A 16,569-nucleotide genomic window follows, 5' to 3' on the forward strand; every position below is an offset into this window, starting at 1 on the left:
ATCGCAACACCCCTCCAGCCATGACTACAGCAGCCGCACTGGCGCGTCCGAGCGCCGCCGAGGATCCCGTCGACGCCCTGATCAAGTCGATCCGCATTCCGCCCCGTCCGAGCCTGCTGGCCGACCTGCAGCGTGAACTCGCCTCGTCCGACCCGAGCCCGGAAGCCATCGGCCGCATCGTCGCCAGCGACGTCGGCATGTCCGGTGCCCTGCTCAAGCTCGCCAACTCGGCCGTCTTCGGCGGCCGCAAGGCCAAGTCGATCGAACAGGCAATCCTGTTCCTCGGCATTAACCAGGTCGCCGCCATGATGACGGGCCTGCTGGCGCGCCAGGCGATTCCTGCCAACAGCGCGGCGCTGGCCAGCTTCTGGGACCTGTCGAGCCGCCGCGCCGAGGCGATGGTGTTCCTGTCGCGCCGCCTGCGCATCGGCGAGCCGGACGTGGCCCATACCTTCGGCCTGTTCTGCGACACCGGCGTGCCGCTGCTGATGGACCGCTTCGCCGACTACGGCGCGACCTATGCCGCCGCCTCGCTCGAAGCCGAGCGTCCGTTCACCGCGCTGGAAGAGGAACGCCACAGCACCAGCCACGCGGCGGTCGGCACCCTGCTGGCACGAAACTGGGGCCTGTCCGGCGACGTCGGCTGGGCGATCCTGCACCACCACGACTACGCCGTGCTGGACGACGCCAGCAGCGCGCCCGTGGTGCGCTCGATGGTGGCGCTGGCGCTGCTGGCCGAAAACGCCATCTGCAAGTACCAGGGCCATACCGAATCGCTCGAATGGAACAAGGGCGGCGCCCGCGCCTGCGCCTACCTCGGCCTGTCGGACGAGGAAACCGCCGAACTGCTCGACGAGCTGCTCGAAGCCTTCCACGACGAATAAGAGCCTATCCCGGTAGGCTCTAGGTATTTACTCCGCTCCCCGATCGGCAGATACTCGCTCCATCACGAGCATCCGCCGCGGGGAGACGATGAAACGCCTGCCGTTCCTGGCCTTGTGCCTGCTGTTGTCCGCATGCGCCAGCGTGGCGCCGCCGCCCTCCCCCGCCCCGCTGTTTGCCGACGCCGCCTTCGCGCCGCCCTCCGAAGCCGTCGGCACCGCCGACCTGTTCGCCCTCAGCCCCGAGATGCGCGCCTACCTGCACAGTCCCGCCTTTGCCGCCCACCTGCGCGAAAAGGGACCGAAACAGGGGCTGCTCGATGCGCTGTACAGCAAGAGCGACCTGCGGCTGGAATACGATGCGCGCACCACGCGCACGGCGGCCGGCACCTATGCGGCGCGCGCTGGCAACTGCCTGTCGCTGGTGATCATGACGGCGGCGTTCGCGCGCGAACTCGGCATGGACGTGCAGTTCCGCAGCGTGACGGTGGACGGTACCTGGACCCGCGAGCGCGGCCTGTACCTGCTCTCGTCCCACGTCAACATCGCGCTCGGCCGGCGCGTCGTGCCCGGCCGCTACGAGGCCGATGCGCTGCACCAGCTGGTGGTCGACTTCCTGCCGCCGCCGCAAGCGGCCCACCTGCGCGTGCGCGAACTGGACGAAGGCGAGATCGCCGCCCTGTTCCTCAACAACCGTGCCGTCGAGACGCTGGTGCAGGACCGCATCGACGACGCCTACTGGTGGGCACGCGCGGCGGTGGCGGCCAACCCGCGCGACGTCACCGCCTACAACACACTCGGCGTCATCTACCAGCGCCACGGCGACCTCGTGCTGGCCGAACGCGCCTGGCGCGCCGCCCTGGCCCGCGCACCGGAAAACCTGGCGCTGCTGCAGAACCTGGCGCCCCTGCTGGCGCAGCAGGGCCGCATGGCGGAAGCACGCGAGATCGAACGGCGCGTGGCCAGCATCGAGCCGGTGCCGCCGTTTCACTACTTCGACCAGGGCCTGGCCGCGCTGAAGGAAGGCGACAACGACAAGGCGCGCCAGCTATTCGAGCGCGAACTGAAACGGGCGCCCTATTCCGACGAGTTCCACTTCTGGCTGGCGGTGGCGCTGATGCGCCTGGGCGATGCCAGGCAGGCGCGCGAACACCTGGTGCTGGCCGTCGAGCACAGCGCGCGCGGCGACACGCGCGACATCTACTCGGCCAAGCTGGCGCACCTGCGGCGCCAGGGCGCGAACGGCCCGAGCCTGCAGTGAAGATCTGCGATGAGGCCGACGATAAAACGGCCGCGCCGCTCGCAGGTATGCTGCGAAGGGCGCGGCCGTTCAAATGCCGTGATGGATGATCAGCGGCGGCGCGGACGTGCGGACGGCGACGGTGCGCCGCGCGTCTCGAGGTGGCGGAACACGATGCGTCCCTTGTTGAGGTCGTACGGCGACATCTCCAGCTTGACGCGGTCGCCCGCGATGATGCGGATATGGTTCTTCTTCATCCGGCCGGACGTGTAGGCGATCAGTTGATGGCCATTCTCGAGGTCGACACGGAAGCGCAGTTCCGGCAGTACTTCGGTGACCTTGCCAGTCATTTCAATCAGCTCTTCTTTCATGGTGCGTGTCCTTTCATGTGCGTGACGGACCAAGCCTTTCCCTCGCTTCAATGACGATGCCACTGGCGATGCCAATGCCGCGGCCAACGCCTGGCGCCGGGCTATCGTCAATGGTCGGGGAAAGAGGACGGCACACCGGTGATGGCAGGGGCCGTGAACTTGGGGATGCATCCGATATGGGGACGTTGCCGCAGAAAAAAAGGGGGAAATCCGAATTTCCCGCCATTTTCTGCCACGGCTCGGGCGAAGCGCGCTATTCTTGACGTTTCGACAGCCGCTTCGACAGCGCTCTTGCCATCATGTCACCGCTTCCGCCTGCCCTCATCGTCATCGACATGCAAAAGGGGATGGCCGATCCGCTCCTCGCGCGCAACAATCCCGATGCCGAAGAGCGCATCGCCGCGCTGCTGGCCGCCTGGCGCCGCGCCGAAGCGCCCGTGATCCATGTGCGTCATGTCTCGCGCACGCCCGGCTCGCCGTTCTGGCCGGGCCAGCAAGGCGCCGAATTCCAGGAACGCTTCAAGCCGGCGGACGATGCCCACGTCGTCGACAAGAACGTGCCGGACTGTTTCGTCCAATCGGGGCTGGAACGCTGGCTGCGCGTGCGCGGCATCGCGCGCCTCGTGATCGTCGGCGTCAGCACCAACAATTCGGTGGAAGCCAGCGCGCGCACGGCGGGACAGCTGGGATTCGACGTGCTGGTCGTCAGCGACGCGACGTTCGCATTCGACAAGCACGATTACGGCGGCACGCTGCGCAGCGCCCAGGACGTGCACCTCATGGCGCTGGCGAACCTCGACGGCGAATACGCCCGCGTGGTCGACACGGCGGGCGCGCTGGCCGCCCTTGATGATTAGCGGCGGCGGAAACCGGTACGCGGCGCCGGTGCGCCACGCTTTTCGATATGGCGGAACGTGATGCGGCCCTTGCTCAGGTCATAGGGCGACAGCTCCAGGCTGACCTGGTCGCCGGCCAGGATACGGATGTGATTCTTGCGCATCTTGCCGGACGTGTAGGCGATCAGCTTGTGGCCATTGTCGCAATCCACGCGAAAACGCGAATCCGGCAGCACTTCGGCGACGACGCCGTTCATTTCGATCAGTTCTTCTTTTGACATGTGGACTCCCTGTAAGACATGGGCAGGCAACCGCGGTGCCTGCAAATGCGGCCCGGTCGCGAATCGTGGATCCGCGACGCCGCTTGGGACGGTAGTGATGGCCGCATCCCCTCGCTGGGAGGACGGGACAAGTCGGAAAAAAGCCCGCTTGCTGCGGGCTTCGTTTCAATGGGACGCCGAATTGCGATGGGCGTATCGGATGGCGCTTCCGGGCGGCTGGCTGGCAGGCGCCGTCACGTGACGCGCACTGCACCGTTCTGGAAATCGTCCGGCCGCAGTAGCCGCGACGATGATGCAGTGTAACACGCTTCACCGTGCGGCGGGATGGCAGCCCCCTGCCGGTGCTATATTGATAAGAAAAGAGGCGCCACGCGCAAGCCGGACGGACAGCGCGATAAACAGGCTACGCAAACCGTGGGGCAAACCCGGGAGCATCGAACCATGACAAAGTTTCTTATTTCTTTCCCTGCAAGCGCGATGCATGTTCCTGCCGAGGACATGGCTGCCGTGAGCGAGGCTGCGCACGCGGTGATCCGGGAGGCAAAGGCTGCCGGGGTCTACGTCTTCGGCGGCGGCATCAACGCCGAAGTTGCGTCGACGATGGTTGCGGCTGACGCAAGCTGCACAACCGAGACATATCCGCAAACGACGGAATTCGATGGGGGCTTTTGCGTACTCGAGCTTCCGTCCAGGACCGTTGCCATTGAATGGGCGGCCAAGATCGCCGCCGCCTGCCGCTGTTCGCAAGAACTTCGCGAGTTCTACTTTGACCCCGAAAGTTGAGACAGCGGTCAAGCTCCTTGCCCTGTTCCGGCCGACTCTTTGTCTGCCCCCGTAACATCGTTTATAGCAACGTCCCCTGCGCAGGCATGCCAGCGGGTCCATCCGCAGTGGACATCAGCCGCCGCCACACCACCAACTTCTGCTCGAACGTCATCGCCATGTGCGCCGGAGAGCTCGACGGCAGCACCACCGTGCGGTAGCCGTGCTCCGCGAACTGCGGCGCGAATTTTCCCGATGCCTGGCCGTTGAAGCCGACCGTTTCCAGTTGCGGGCAGAGATGCCGCAGCCGCTCGAAGTCGTTGGCGGCGGGTTTCCTGATGGCGGAATCGAGGCTGCCTTCGCGCTCGCAGGCGGCCAGCACGTCCCACAAGCCGACGCGGTGTGCCAGCAGGCGCGGCAGGCGCTTCTCGTAGGGCAGCGCGTACAGGTCTTCGCCCACCAGGGCGCCGACGAGTTTCCAGAACTGGTTGCGGGGATGGGCGTAGTACTGCTGGGCAGCCAGCGAGGCGGCGCCGGGGAAGCTGCCCAGGATCAGGATACGGGTGTCGGGGGCGATGACGGGGGCGAGGCCGGTGAGGAGAGGTGGTTCCATCGTGCGATTGTAGCCGTGGCGCCGTCCTGCATGCGAACCTGGGTTCCCGCCTGCGCGGGAACGACGGTTTTCAGGGTAAAGATGATGTTCAACCGACGCGCGAGGAATGAAAAAAGCGGCGGTACGCTCTCGCATACCGCCGCAAAGGGCATTACCGGTTTAGATCAGTAAGGCCAGGGACTTCGTCCAGGTCATCCCATTCAGTTGCGCGCCTGGGCCGTATCGTCGGCCTTGGCCGCGGCATCCCAGCCGCCGCCCAGCGCGCGGATCAGCGCCACCGTCGTGATGGCGCGCTGGCCGCGCAGCTGGACCGCATTGCGTTCCACGTTGGCCTGGTTGCGCTGGGCATCCAGCAGTTCCAGGTAGCTGCCGCGGCCCGCGTCGTACAGCTTCTGCGCCAGGTCGGCCGAGCGGCGCGAGGACACCACCGCCGCCTCGATCTCGGCGCTCTGGCCGGCCAGGATGCGCAGGCCGGCCAGGTTGTCCTCGACCTCGGCGAATGCCGTCAGCACGCTCTGGCGGTAGGAACCCACCGCTTCTTCCAGCGCCGCCTCGCTGCGCACGACGTTGTTGCGGTTGCGGCCGCCGTCGATCAGGGGCATCGACAGCGCAGCGCCCAGCAGCCAGGAGCGGCTGCTCCACTTGAACACCTCGGCCATGCTGGTGCCGACGCCGCCGCCCGCGGCGCTGATGTTCAATGCCGGGAACATGGCGGAACGGGCTACGCCGATGCGGGCGTTGGCCGCTTCCATCGTGCGCTGGGCGCTGGCGATGTCGGGACGGCGCTCCAGCAGCGCGGACGGCAGGCCGGCGGGAATCGTCGGCAGCGCGGCAGCATCTTCCAGCGGCGCCGTCGGCGCGCTGAACGCGGCCGCCGGCTTGCCCAGCAGGACGGCCAGCGCGTGCTCGGCGTTGGCGCGGTCGCGCTGCAGGCCGATCGCCTCGGCGCGTGCCGTCGACAGTTCCGTCCTGGCGCGCGACAGGTCGAATTCGCCGATGTCGCCCAGCTCGAAGCGGCGGCTCGTGATGCGCACGCTTTCCTCGCGCAGCTTCACCGTCTGGTTCACCGTCGCGATTTCCGCGTCCAGCTCGCGCAGCCGGAAATAGGTCTGCGCGACGTCGGCCTGCAGCGACAGCAGCACCGAGCGGTAGGTCGCCTCCACCGCGCCGGCATCGCCGCGCGCCGCCGCCACGTTGGACGACACGCGGCCGAACAGGTCGACTTCATAGCTGGCCGACAGCCGGGCCGAGTACACATTGTCCGGCGCGATCGCCGTGCCGCGCGGCAGCTGGGCTTCCAGCGGCGACAGACGTTCGCGCTGGGCGCCGACGTTCACGCCCACTTGCGGGATGCGGTCCGCTTCGGCGATGCCGGCGATGGCGCGCGCCTGCTTCACGCGGGCGGCGGCCACCGTCAGGCTCTGGTTGTTGGCCGTGGCTTCCGCGATCAGGGCGTCCAGCGACGCGTCGTGGAAGGCGCGCCACCATTCGCCGCGCGGCTGGCTTTCGGCCGGCTGGCCGACCTTCCAGGTGGTGCCGTCCGCCGCCGTGGTGACGGCTTCCGTAGCGACGGCCGGGCTTTCCTTGAAGGCCGCCGGGGTCGCCACCTGCGGCTGTTCGAACTTGGGCGCCGCGCACGCTGTCAGCAGCAGGGCTGCCAGCAGCGGGGTGACGCCTCGTGCAATCATCGTCTTCATATCAATGTCCTTCCAGTGCCGGCATGTCGTCGTCCGGGATGCCGGCCGCGGCCGGGTTCGTCGCATGGACGGACGCATGCTTCGGCTTTTCGAATCGCTTGGCCAGCGTGCGCAGCAGCACGTAGAACACCGGCGTGAGGAACAGGCCGAAGAAGGTCACGCCCAGCATGCCGGCGAACACGGCGACGCCCATGGCGTGGCGCATCTCGGCGCCGGCGCCGTGCGAGAACACCAGGGGCACGACGCCCATGATGAACGCGATCGACGTCATCAGGATCGGACGCAGACGCAGGCGGCAAGCTTCCAACGCGGCCTGCACGATGGTGCGGCCATGGTGTTCCAGCTCGACGGCGAATTCCACGATCAGGATCGCGTTCTTCGACGCCAGGCCAACCAGCACGAACAGCGCGATCTGGGTGAACACGTTGTTGTCGCCGCCGGTGATCTTCACGCCGATCAGCGCGCACAGGATCGACATCGGCACGATCAGGATCACGGCCAGCGGCAGGGTCCAGCTTTCGTACTGGGCAGCCAGCACCAGGAACACGAGCAGCACGCACAGCGGGAACACGTAGATCATGGTGTTACCGGCCAGGATGTCCTGGTACGTCAGGTCGGTCCACTCGTAGGCGATCCCCTTCGGCAGCACTTCACGCGCGATCTCTTCCATCGCGGCCTGGGCCTGGCCCGACGAGACGCCCGGGGCCGGGCCGCCGTTCATCTCGGCGGCGACGTAGTTGTTGTAGCGCTGGACGCGGTCCGGGCCATAGGTGTCCTTGATCTTCATGAGCGAGGACAGCGGGATCATCTCGCCCTTGTCGTTGCGGACCTTCAGCTGGGCGATCTGTTCGCGCTGCGAACGGAACGGCGCATCGGCCTGCACGCGCACCTGATAGGTACGGCCGAACTGGTTGAAGTCGTTCACGTACAGCGAGCCGAGGTTGATCTGCAAGGTCTGGTTGATCTCGGACAGCGGCACGCCCAGCTGCTTGGCTTTCACGCGGTCGACGTCGGCGAACAGCTGCGGCACGTTGATCTGGTAGCCCGAGAACACGCCGGCCAGGCGCTTGTCGGCGGCGGCCTTGGCCATGAAGGCCTGCACCGCCTTGTTCAGTTCATCGTAGCCCAGGTTGCCGCGGTCCTCGATCATCATCTTGAAGCCGCCGGTGGTGCCCAGGCCGTTGACCGGCGGGGGCGGCAGCACCATCACGAACGCGTCCTCGATGGCGCCCATGCGCTTGTTGATCTCGGCGGCGATCGCGTCGGCGCTCTGGTCCTTGCCCGTGCGCTCGTCGAACGGCTTCAGCGTGGTGAACACGATGCCGGCGTTCGGCGCATTGGTGAAGCCGTTGATCGACAGGCCCGGGAAGGCGACCGACGATTCCACGCCCGGGATCTTGCCGGCGACGTCGGACATCTTGCGGATCACTTCATCGGTACGGTCCAGCGAAGCGGCATCCGGCAGCTGCGCGAAGCCGATCAGGTAGGCCTTGTCCTGCGCCGGCACGAAGCCCGGCGGCACGGCCTTGAACATGAACACGCCGGCGATACCCAGCAGCACGTACACGGCCAGCGATGCGGTCTTGCGCTTCAGGACGCCCTGCACGCCGCCTTCGTACTTGTGCGCCGAGCGGTTGAAGAAGCGGTTGAACGCCTTGAAGAAGCGGCCGAACACGAAGTCCATGCCACGGGTCAGCGCATCCTTCTTGGCGCCGTGCGGTTGCAGCAGCACGGCCGACAGGGCCGGGGCCAGCGTCAGCGACGAGAAGGCCGAGATGACGGTCGAGATGGCGATGGTTAGCGCGAACTGGCGGTAGAACTGGCCGGTCAGGCCGGACACGAAGGCGATGGGCACGAACACGGCGCACAGCACCAGGGCGATCGCGATGATCGGGCCGGACACTTCCTTCATCGCCTGCACGGTCGCATCGTGCGAGTTCAGGCCGTTCTCGATGTTGCGCTCGACATTTTCCACGACGACGATGGCGTCGTCGACCACGATGCCGATGGCCAGCACGAGGCCGAACAGCGACAGCGTGTTGATCGAGAAGCCGAAGGCCAGCATCACGGCGAATGTACCGACCACGGAGACCGGCACGGCCAGCAGCGGGATGACGGAGGCGCGCCAGGTCTGCAGGAACACGATCACGACGATCGCGACCAGTACGATGGCTTCGAACAGCGTGTGGATGACGGAGTTGATCGACTCGCGCACGAACTGGGTCGGGTCATACACGATGCTGTAGGTCATGCCCTGCGGGAAGTCCTTCGACAGTTCTTCCATCTTGGCGCGCACGTCGGTCGACAGCTGCAGCGCATTGGCCGTCGGCGACTGGAACAGCGGCAGCGCGACGGCGGACTTGTTGTCCAGCAGCGAGCGCAGCGCATAGGAGTTCGAGCCCATTTCGAGGCGCGCGACATCCTTGAGCAGCGTGGTGGCGCCGTCGGCATTGGTCTTGACGACGATGTTGCCGAATTCCTCGATGCTGGCCAGGCGGCCCTGCGTGTTCACGGTCAGCTGGAAGTCCGCGTTCTTGGACGGGCCCTGGCCGACGACGCCGGCCGCGACCTGCACGTTCTGCTCGCGGATCGCGTTCACGACGTCGCTGGCGGTCAGGTTGCGTGCCGCCACCTTCTGCGGGTCGAGCCAGACGCGCATGGAGTAGTCGCCCGAACCGAAGACCTGGACGTCGCCCATGCCATCGATGCGCGCCAGCTGGTCCTTGACGTTCAGCGTGGCGTAGTTGCGCAGGTACAGGTCGTCATAGCGGCCGTCCGGCGAATTCAGGTGGACCACCATCGTGATGTTCGGCGAGCTCTTGACGGTGGTGACGCCGATCTGGCGCACCTCTTCCGGCAGGCGCGGCAACGCGCGCTGGACGCGGTTCTGCACCTGCGTCTCGGCCTTGTCGACGTCGGTGCCGATCTTGAAGGTGACCGTCAGCTGCAGCGCGCCGTCGGAGGTGTTCTGCGAGGTCATGTACAGCATGCCCTCGACACCGATGATCTCCTGTTCGATCGGCGTGGCGACCGTCTCCGCGATGACCTTCGGGTTCGCACCCGGGTACTGGGCGCGCACCACGACCGACGGCGGCACGACCTCGGGGTATTCCGAGATCGGCAGCGCGAAGATCGAGATCAGGCCCGCCACGAAGACGATGACCGACAGCACGGCCGCGAAGATCGGCTTGTCGACGAAAAAGCGTGAAATATTCATTTTTCTTGTTCCTTGCTTGTCTTACGTGTCCTTACTTGGACTCGGCCATCGCCAGCTTGGCGCCATCCTTGGATGCCGCCGGGTTGCTGGTGCTGGCCACCATCGGCACCACGTTGGCCGTGATCGGCGCACCCGGGCGCACGCGCTGCAGGCCGTTGACGACGATCTTCTCGCCCGGCTTCAGGCCGGTGCGCACGACGCGCAGGCCATCGACGACGGGACCGAGCGTGACGGCGCGGTACTCGGCCTTGCCGTCCTTGTCGACGACGAACACGAACTTGCGGCTCTGGTCGGTGCCGACGGCGCGGTCGTTGATCAGGAGGGTGTTCTTCTGGACGCCGCCGCCGATCTGCACGCGGGCGAACAGGCCGGGGGCCATGCTGCGGTCCTTGTTGTCGAACGTGGCGCGCATGCGCACGCTGCCGGTACGCGAGTCGAGCTGGTTGTCGACGAATTCCAGCTTGCCTTCGTGCGGGAAGCCTTCCTCGTTGACCAGGCCCACCTGCACGCCGACTGGCTTGCCTGCATGCGCCTCGCCGCTCACGCGCAGATAGGTTTCCTCGTCGCCGTCGAAGCTGGCGTAGATGCGGTCCAGCGACACGACGGAGGTCAGCACGGCCGACGCGTCGACCAGGTTGCCCAGGGTGATCTCGGCCTTGGACACGCGGCCGTCGATCGGCGAGGTCACGCGGGTGTAGGTCAGGTTCAGTCGTGCGGCATCGGCCTGCGCCTCGGCGGCGCGGGCGGTGGCGTCCAGTTCCTTCAGGCCGGCGGCGCGCTCGTCGTACTCGCGCTGGGCGATCGCTTTATCGCCCAGCAGGCGCTCGGCGCGGTTCAGTTCGATCTTCGCCAGCTCGGCCTTGGCGCGGGCCGACTTGGCGGCCGCTTCGGCGCGGTCGTACTCGGCCTGGTAGGGACGCTGGTCGATCACGAACAACACGTCGCCCTTCTTCACCTCGGCGCCCGGCTTGAAGTTCACGGCCGTGATGAAGCCGGACACGCGCGGACGGATCTCGACGCGGTCGATGGCTTCCAGGCGGCCCGAGAATTCCTGGGTGTCGGCCACGGGCTTCTCCAGCACGACGGCGGCCGAGACCGGCGGACCGGCGGGAGCGGCGGCGGCTTCGGCCTTGCCGGTCGCGTCCGAGCAGCCCGCGATCAGGGCCGCGATGCCGGCGGCGCCCAGTGCCAGGACCAGCGGGCGCGCCGCGGTCTGCAGTTGTTGGATGGTGTTCATGGTGTTGCCCTCCGATGTGACGAATGTTAATAACTTATTAATAATGAGACGAGCGCCGTCCTTTCCTGGCTTTCTTCGGAAAAGACGGGTCTCCCGTGCCTCTGTGGGCACGTGCTATTGGGGGTTAAGGATTGCGGTGCAGCGAAGCGGTATCGATCGGCGGCCGGGTCAACAGCCGCCAGCGGCCAGGGCCTGGTCTTCCTGCTCGAGGCCGGCGACGAAGCTCGCGATCGCTTCGAGCGCAGGGACCCTGCAGGCACATTGGGTACGGCCATCCGGATCGCGCAGGCGTGCCGCGCTCATGCGCCGCATCGTGACCGTGACGCCGGACTGCATCAACTTGTTGCCGTAGGCCTCGGCTTCGTCGCGCAGCGGGTCGTCCTCGGCCGACAGGATCAGGGCCGGGGGCAGGTTCTTCAAACGGCTCGACTGCAGCGGCGACGCATAGGGATGGCTGCGGTCGGCCGCATGCGGCAGGTAACCGCGATAGGCGGCGGCGCATTCGTTGACCGCCTTGGCCTGGTCCGCGCAGGTCGGCATTTCGCGCATCGAGCCGGTCGACAGGCCCGGGTCGAGCATCGGCATGATGAGGATCTGGCCGGCCAGCTTGGGGGCGCCGCGGTCGCGCGCCATCAGCGCGCACACGGCGGCGAGGTTGGCGCCGGCCTCGATGCCGGCCACCAGCATGCGCTTGCCGGTCCAGCCCAGCTTGGTCTTGTTCTTCTTCGCCCACAGCAGCACGGCATGCGCATCCTCTACCGCTGCCGGGAAGGGTTTCACCGTCGCCAGGGTATAGGTAGACGATAGCACTACCGGGTAGCCGCTGGCCCCTGCCAAATGGCGCAGGAACTCGTCGGAACAGGCCAAATCGCCATCGACGAAGCCGCCGCCATGGAAGAACACGATCAGGATGTCGCGCTTGCCGTCGCTGCTGGCCTTGTACAGGCGCGCGGCTAGCGCGCCCTCGGCACCGGCGACGTCGAGGTCGCGCACGGCCAGCGTGTGGCCGTCGTCCTGGCCGGCATCCTTGCGGACGGCGCTCATCGATCCACCTCGCAGGCATCGTTCGCCGCCAGCAGCTTGGCCGGGCCCGCCGTGGTGGGCAAGTCTCCCACCACGCGCGGTTCCGATGCCACCACGCGGAACAGGGCGTCATAGCCGCGCGCCTCGGCGCCGGCCGCATGCGCGAACTCGTCGGTCAGCAGCATGCCAGCCAGGGCGGCGACGCCGAGCACGAGCCCGAGTGTTGCTGCGACTGCATTCCATTGACGTTTCATGACGTTCTCCCGTGTTCCTTCACATCTGCTGTTGGCTGTCGTGATATCAAATTTTGTCACTCCAGTTCCGACACTATAGACTTCATCTACAATCCAATAAATAGCCCAATTTCGAATTGATTGTTCAGACTTCTGAACAATCGGTGCATTTTAGGCGCTCATGCGCCCTGCATGAGCGCAAAAGGTTTCTTATGAACAAGCTACAAGCGATGGAAGTCTTCGTGCAGGTGGTCGATGCCGGCAGCTTTACGCGCGCCGCCGAGATGCTGCAGATGCCCAAGGCCACCGTCTCGACGCTCGTGCAGTCGCTGGAAGCGTCGCTGTCGGCCAAGCTGCTGCACCGGACCACGCGCTCGGTGACGGTGACCACCGACGGCGCCGCTTATTACGAGCGCTGCCTGCGCATCCTGTCCGACGTGCGCGACGCCGAGGAGTCCCTGTCGCGCACGCGGCTCTCGCCCAGCGGCCGCCTGCGCGTGGACGTGCCCACCGGCCTGTCGAGCGAGATCATCGTGCCCGCGCTGCCCGCCTTCTTCGAGCGCTATCCGGACATCATGCTGGAGCTGGGCAGTTCCGACCGTCCCGTCGACCTGGTCGAGGAAGGCGTGGACTGCGCCGTGCGCGGCGGCGCGCTGGGTGACACGAGCCTGATCGCGCGCCGCGTCGGCGCCATTCACTTCCTCACGGCGGCAGCCCCTTCCTACCTGGCCCGCTACGGCGTGCCCCAGCATCCGCGCGACCTCGAGCGGCACCGCTGCGTGAATTACTTTTCGGCCAAGACGGGCCGCATCTTCGACTGGGACTTCAACCGCGGCGACGAACGCATCGAGGTGCCGATGCGCGGCGTGGTCGCGCTCAACGATTCGAATGCCTACGTGGAAGCGGGACTGGCGGGCCTGGGCATCATCCAGATGACGGATTACCTGGTCAAGCGCCACGTCGAAACCGGGCGCATGGTGCAGGTGCTGCCGGACTGGCTGAGCGACCCGCTGCCGGTCCACGTCGTGTATCCGCAGAACCGCCACCTGTCGGCCAAGGTGCGCGTTTTCGTCGAGTGGGTGGCCGAGCTGTTCGCCGCGAATCCCTACCTGAACGGCGGCACCGCCCAGCGCCCGCCGCTGCCCATTGCGGCCGCTGCCTGAAGGCCGGTAGAATCGACCGCACGGGCCGCCAGAGCCTACACTGCAGCACGACCAGGAGACGAGCATGACCCCGCCGCGCACCATCGACGTGCTGCTCGCGCGCTACGCCGACAGCCACCGCAACCCGACCAACGAACGCATCCACTTCGTGTGCGTGCCCGTCATCGTGTTCACGCTGCTGGGCATCCTGTGGAGCATCCACCCACTGGCCGCCGTGGCCGCCTGCGCGGCGGCGCTGTGGTATTACCTGCGGCTGTCGCGCCCGTTCGCACTGGGCATGCTGGCGCTGGCCCTGGCCATGCTGGCCGTACTGGCGCTGCTGCCGCCGCTGGCCGTGCTGCCCTTGTCGATTGCCGTCTTCGTCGTGGCCTGGATCGGCCAGTTCATCGGCCACCAGATCGAGGGCAAGAAGCCGTCCTTCCTGGACGACCTGCGCTTCCTGCTGATCGGGCCGCTGTTCGTGCTCGGCTTCCTGTACCGCCGTTTCAACCTGGCATATTGAAGCTGGCGTACTGCAGCACGCCTGATGTGCGCCGCGCGCGCGCCGGGGGCGTATGCTGGACGCGTCCTCATCGTCCTGTGCTGGAGACGGTCATGAAAGCCAAGCTCGCCCTCCCCGCCACCCTTGCAGCCTGCGCCCTGCTGGGAGCCTGCGCCGGTCCGCCCACCTCGGGCAATGTCTACACCAGCGGCCAGACCATGAACGAGCAGACGGTGCGCACGGGCACCGTCGAATCGGTGCGCAACGTCACCATCGCCAACCCGGACACGGGCGTCGGCACCATGTCGGGCGCCGCGCTGGGCGGGCTGGGCGGCTCGATGGCCGGCAGCGGCCGCGGCGAGGCGGCGATGGGCATCATCGGCGCCGTGGCCGGCGGCCTCATCGGCAACCGGATCGAAAACCAGGCCAACAACAAGCCCGGCTTCGAAATCACGGTGCGGCTCGACAGCGGCGAGTTGCGCTCGGTGACGCAGCTGGCCGACGAACTGTTCCGGCCGGGGGAACGGGTACGCCTGCTGAGCAATGGGTACACGACCAGGGTCACGCATTGACGGGACGTCGTCGTAAGATGGACACCTTCATATAGGTAATGTTCCTGCGTCATTGCGAAAGCACTATACTTCCGCGATGCCCTCCTATGTCCTGTTCGCCATCGCCTCCCTCATCTGGGGCTCCACTTTCTGGGCCATTACCCTGCAACTGGGCGAAGTCCCGCCCGCGGTATCGGTCGTCTATCGTTTTGCGCTGGCGTCGATGACGCTGTTCGCCTGGTGCCTGCTGCGCGGCGACAAGCTGCGGCTGCCCTGGCGCGTGCAGCGCTGGACGCTGCTGCAGGGCTTCTTCACCTTCGGCCTGTCCTACGTCTGTACCTACAACGCCGAGCAGTACGTCGTCTCGGCCCTGGTGGCCGTGCTGTTCGCCCTGATGGTGTTCTGGACGCCCATCTGCGCCCGCATCGCCTTCGGCACCCCGATCCCGTTGCGGACGTGGGGTGCGGGCGTGGCCGCGATGGCCGGCGTGCTGCTGCTGTTCTGGCATGCGATCGGCAATGCGCTGCACGACATCAAGGGCGGCGGGCAAGGCCATTTCCTGCTCGGCCTGCTGCTGGGCATCGGCGCGTCGGTCGCCAGCTCGGCCGGTTCCATCGTCGTCGCCAAGGTGCGCGAACAATCGAGCAACCTGTTGCTGACGACGGGCTGGTCGATGTTCTGGGGCGCTGGCATGGTGGCCATCTGGTGCCTGGCGACGGGCCAGGAATTCATCATCCCGCGCGCGCCCAGCTATGTGTTCGGCCTGCTGCACCTGTCGATCTTCGGCTCGGTGGTCGCGTTCATCTGCTATTTCACGCTGATCAACCGCATCGGCTCCAGCAAGGCCGTGTACATCGGCGTAATCACGCCCGTACTCTCGGTGCTGCTGTCGATCAAGCTCGAAGGCTATCGTCCCGGCCCCGTCGAATGGCTGGGCATGGCCGTCTGCCTGGGCAGCGTCGCCTGGGCCATGCGCGGCCCGGCCGCCAAGCCCGCCCCTTCCATCCAACTGAACAATCCCATCGAAACACCATGACCGTCGATACCGCCTTCGCCATCCGCCCCGCCACCCCTGCCGACGTCGCGCACATCCATGCGATGATCGTCGAACTGGCCGTGTTCGAGAAACTCGAGCACATGGTGGTGGCCACCGAAGCCTTGCTGCACGAGGGCCTGTTCGGCGCGCGTGCGGCCTGCGAAGCCATCATCGGCGAGGCCGGCGGCGAGGTCGTGTGCTTCGCCCTGTTCTTCCACAATTTCTCGACCTTCCTGACGAAGAAGGGGCTGTACCTGGAAGACCTGTACGTGCGCCAGGCGCACCGCGGCAAGGGTTACGGCAGCCGCATGCTGCAACACCTGGCGCGCCTGGCCGTGGAGCGCCAGTGCGGCCGCTTCGAATGGTCGGTGCTCGACTGGAACACCCCGGCCATCGACTTCTACAAGTCGATGGGCGCCGAAATCCTGCCGGACTGGCGCATCTGCCGCGTCACCGGCGCGCCGCTCGCCGCACTGGCAGAGCAATAAGCGCGCATACACACATCCTGGCGTTCTGAAAAGAAAAAACCCACGGGCTAGCAATAGCGCCGTGGGTGAACCCATTGTCGAATGGGGAGGGGAGACTTGAATCCAACGGGTTCAATATATGCCTCCGTTTTCGTGCTGTGCGGATTCCTTACAAATGCTTACTTCGGTAACAGAAAGCGGAGAAGTTGCGGCATGCACGCGATTGCGTTCTCACAAATGCAGGAAATTTGTGTGAAAGACAATGTTCGCTCAAGGGAGGAAACCATGAAACCTGGCGCCATTCCATTTGCCGGCACGATCTTCCGATGGGCCTACCGCAGCTGGCTGCGCTCGCGCATCGACACCTACACGCGCGGCCTGCATGCCATCGAGGCGCAGCGGGAAAACGACTTCCATGCGGAGCGCCTGCTGCACCGCGCGATCTCCACGACGCGTTCCAAACTGCAATCGCTGTAAGCG

Annotated in this window: 18 protein-coding genes; 10 read left to right on the forward strand and 8 right to left on the reverse strand. The window is 66.3% G+C overall.

Annotated elements, in window-relative coordinates; all coding sequences use genetic code 11:
• The first annotated feature begins 20 nt into the window (after window positions 1-20).
• Both ACI1V7_RS21370 and ACI1V7_RS21375 read left to right on the forward strand, forming a co-directional pair.
• A complete protein-coding gene (locus tag ACI1V7_RS21370; RefSeq protein ID WP_404533867.1) occupies window positions 21-884 on the forward strand; it encodes an HDOD domain-containing protein in 864 nt (287 codons plus the stop codon).
• An 88-nt stretch (window positions 885-972) separates the two neighbouring features.
• Window positions 973-2,142: a tetratricopeptide repeat protein gene (locus ACI1V7_RS21375; protein WP_404533868.1), complete on the forward strand. Its 1,170-nt coding sequence runs from the start codon at window positions 973-975 to the stop codon at window positions 2,140-2,142.
• An 89-nt stretch (window positions 2,143-2,231) separates the two neighbouring features.
• Here the strand turns inward: ACI1V7_RS21375 and infA (ACI1V7_RS21380) are convergent, their stop codons facing one another.
• On the reverse strand, window positions 2,232-2,492 hold the full coding sequence (gene infA / locus ACI1V7_RS21380; protein ID WP_404533869.1) for a translation initiation factor IF-1: 261 nt from the start codon (window positions 2,490-2,492) through the stop codon (window positions 2,232-2,234).
• Window positions 2,493-2,791: 299 nt separating this feature from the next.
• On the opposite strand from infA (ACI1V7_RS21380), the gene ACI1V7_RS21385 reads away from it, so the two are divergent.
• Window positions 2,792-3,349, forward strand: coding sequence for a cysteine hydrolase family protein (locus ACI1V7_RS21385; RefSeq protein WP_404533870.1), 558 nt, complete (start codon window positions 2,792-2,794; stop codon window positions 3,347-3,349).
• Here ACI1V7_RS21385 and infA (ACI1V7_RS21390) read toward each other — a convergent pair.
• Entirely contained in the window at window positions 3,346-3,609 is a 264-nt protein-coding gene (infA, locus tag ACI1V7_RS21390) for a translation initiation factor IF-1 (protein WP_404533871.1), read from the reverse strand. The genes ACI1V7_RS21385 and infA (ACI1V7_RS21390) overlap by 4 nt on opposite strands.
• Window positions 3,610-4,050: 441 nt before the next feature.
• On the opposite strand from infA (ACI1V7_RS21390), the gene ACI1V7_RS21395 reads away from it, so the two are divergent.
• A complete protein-coding gene (locus ACI1V7_RS21395; protein WP_404533872.1) occupies window positions 4,051-4,392 on the forward strand; it encodes a YciI family protein in 342 nt (113 codons plus the stop codon).
• Between the two features lie 61 nt (window positions 4,393-4,453).
• Here the strand turns inward: ACI1V7_RS21395 and ACI1V7_RS21400 are convergent, their stop codons facing one another.
• From ACI1V7_RS21400 to ACI1V7_RS21425, 6 genes are all read right to left on the reverse strand, one after another.
• On the reverse strand, window positions 4,454-4,984 hold the full coding sequence (locus tag ACI1V7_RS21400; RefSeq protein WP_404533873.1) for a DNA-deoxyinosine glycosylase: 531 nt from the start codon (window positions 4,982-4,984) through the stop codon (window positions 4,454-4,456).
• 200 nt (window positions 4,985-5,184) lie between these two features.
• Window positions 5,185-6,681 (reverse strand): efflux transporter outer membrane subunit, encoded by a 1,497-nt coding sequence (locus ACI1V7_RS21405; RefSeq protein ID WP_404533874.1) that lies wholly within the window; start codon window positions 6,679-6,681, stop codon window positions 5,185-5,187.
• 1 nt (window position 6,682) lies between these two features.
• Window positions 6,683-9,898 carry an efflux RND transporter permease subunit gene (locus tag ACI1V7_RS21410; protein WP_404533875.1) on the reverse strand — a complete coding sequence of 1,072 codons (3,216 nt, stop codon included), beginning with the start codon at window positions 9,896-9,898 and terminating at the stop codon, window positions 6,683-6,685.
• A gap of 31 nt (window positions 9,899-9,929) precedes the next feature.
• A complete protein-coding gene (locus tag ACI1V7_RS21415) occupies window positions 9,930-11,135 on the reverse strand; it encodes an efflux RND transporter periplasmic adaptor subunit (protein WP_404533876.1) in 1,206 nt (401 codons plus the stop codon).
• A 168-nt stretch (window positions 11,136-11,303) separates the two neighbouring features.
• A complete protein-coding gene (locus tag ACI1V7_RS21420) occupies window positions 11,304-12,179 on the reverse strand; it encodes an alpha/beta hydrolase (protein WP_404533877.1) in 876 nt (291 codons plus the stop codon).
• Window positions 12,176-12,412, reverse strand: a complete 237-nt coding sequence (locus ACI1V7_RS21425; protein WP_404533878.1) for a hypothetical protein — start codon at window positions 12,410-12,412, stop codon at window positions 12,176-12,178. The genes ACI1V7_RS21420 and ACI1V7_RS21425 overlap by 4 nt, the downstream gene beginning before the upstream one ends.
• A 191-nt stretch (window positions 12,413-12,603) precedes the next feature.
• Here ACI1V7_RS21425 and ACI1V7_RS21430 point away from each other — a divergent pair, with 191 nt between their 5' ends.
• The 6 genes from ACI1V7_RS21430 to ACI1V7_RS21455 all read left to right on the forward strand — a co-directional run bounded on the left by ACI1V7_RS21430 (window position 12,604) and on the right by ACI1V7_RS21455 (window position 16,566).
• Window positions 12,604-13,554, forward strand: a complete 951-nt coding sequence (locus ACI1V7_RS21430; protein ID WP_404533879.1) for a LysR family transcriptional regulator — start codon at window positions 12,604-12,606, stop codon at window positions 13,552-13,554.
• A gap of 64 nt (window positions 13,555-13,618) precedes the next feature.
• Window positions 13,619-14,056, forward strand: a complete 438-nt coding sequence (locus ACI1V7_RS21435; protein ID WP_404533880.1) for an Mpo1 family 2-hydroxy fatty acid dioxygenase — start codon at window positions 13,619-13,621, stop codon at window positions 14,054-14,056.
• A gap of 92 nt (window positions 14,057-14,148) precedes the next feature.
• The gene (locus ACI1V7_RS21440) at window positions 14,149-14,607 is read left to right on the forward strand and encodes an outer membrane lipoprotein (protein ID WP_404533881.1); all 459 of its coding nucleotides are present in this window, start codon (window positions 14,149-14,151) and stop codon (window positions 14,605-14,607) included.
• A gap of 76 nt (window positions 14,608-14,683) precedes the next feature.
• Window positions 14,684-15,622, forward strand: a complete 939-nt coding sequence (locus ACI1V7_RS21445) for a DMT family transporter (protein ID WP_404533882.1) — start codon at window positions 14,684-14,686, stop codon at window positions 15,620-15,622.
• Window positions 15,619-16,110: a GNAT family N-acetyltransferase gene (locus ACI1V7_RS21450; RefSeq protein WP_404533883.1), complete on the forward strand. Its 492-nt coding sequence runs from the start codon at window positions 15,619-15,621 to the stop codon at window positions 16,108-16,110. Before ACI1V7_RS21445 ends, ACI1V7_RS21450 begins: the two co-directional genes overlap by 4 nt.
• Window positions 16,111-16,374: 264 nt before the next feature.
• Entirely contained in the window at window positions 16,375-16,566 is a 192-nt protein-coding gene (locus tag ACI1V7_RS21455) for a hypothetical protein (protein ID WP_404533884.1), read from the forward strand.
• Window positions 16,567-16,569: the final 3 nt, after the last annotated feature.

Source organism: Massilia paldalensis (genome assembly GCF_044901715.1).
GTDB classification, from domain to species: Bacteria; Pseudomonadota; Gammaproteobacteria; order Burkholderiales; family Burkholderiaceae_D; genus Telluria; species Telluria paldalensis.